At 39.8% G+C, this 852-nt stretch carries 2 protein-coding genes; both read left to right on the top strand.

The features are described 5' to 3' along the window. Positions 1-212: hypothetical protein (locus tag A8O25_RS23635; protein WP_206598744.1), on the top strand; the 212-nt coding region annotated here is incomplete at its 5' end. Between the two features lie 4 nt (positions 213-216). After that, positions 217-780: a hypothetical protein gene (locus A8O25_RS22345; protein ID WP_066839899.1), complete on the top strand. Its 564-nt coding sequence runs from the start codon at positions 217-219 to the stop codon at positions 778-780. Positions 781-852: the final 72 nt, after the last annotated feature.

Below are 852 nucleotides of genomic sequence, written 5' to 3'. Positions count from 1 at the left end.
TTATGTTCCGGAACGTGCGCCGAGAGCGAGAAGCGCAGCTCCTTCTCATCGGCAAAGTGCTTCCTGCCCTGCATCGTAAAATGATTTGGTGGAATATCCTTTTACGTTTATCTTCAACCAGTTGTGCAACAAGCACATTGTGCATAAGCCATGCCACAGCCGACGGCCTTGCACGCTTCATGCACGAGACCGTTAGGATGCATTTTGAATAATAAAATGAAAAAAGAAAATATAAAACAGTTACTACCACTAATCCTTCTTTTTGGCGGACTAATTTATACTTCAATAGCATATTTAACTTCCAATGTTGGACTAACTTGGAGACATTATCTGGGAATCCTATTTGCGTTAGCGACAGGTGTTCTTTACTTATCACTACCTAAATATTCTAAAAAAGCATTAGGCGCGACACTTTTGCTTGGCACCTTTAACATTCTAGCGTTTACGCCATCTATTACAACAGTAAACATCAGTATAGCATCGTTAGGAGTCTCCTTTCAGCCGTTTTCCTTTATTGGACTTTTGATTTTTATGGCTTTTAACAGGAAAAGAATTGTCGAGATTCTTGGCATCCAAGCTCCAACTGAACCGCCTGCGGGAATGTACTACCTTGACGAGGAAAAATTTGAAAAGCTAAAAGATAGCTACCATTGGAAATCAATTGAGGAACTTGACACGATAATTACAAGTGGTAAGTTTACAATTGAAGCAGTAGAAGCAGCCAAAAAAGTAAAAGAAGAAAAAACGCAGCCTAACATGAACTCTGTTAAAAGTCAATAAAATCAGGCGGAGAATCTTTTAAAATCCGGCTGATAAGGTACACCTGAATGCACAATGGCAAAAGCCTGCTTG

The sequence above is a fragment of the Rufibacter ruber genome, from assembly GCF_001647275.1.
Taxonomy (GTDB): Bacteria; Bacteroidota; Bacteroidia; order Cytophagales; family Hymenobacteraceae; genus Nibribacter; species Nibribacter ruber_C.
Note: the sequence above shows the minus strand (reverse complement) of the source record. Positions and strands in the feature narration are given on the sequence as shown.

Coding starts and splice junctions, on each gene's coding strand:
- A8O25_RS22345 (WP_066839899.1), top strand. CDS start 217: ATGAAAAAAGAAAATATAAAACAGTTACTACCACTAATCCTTCTTTTT.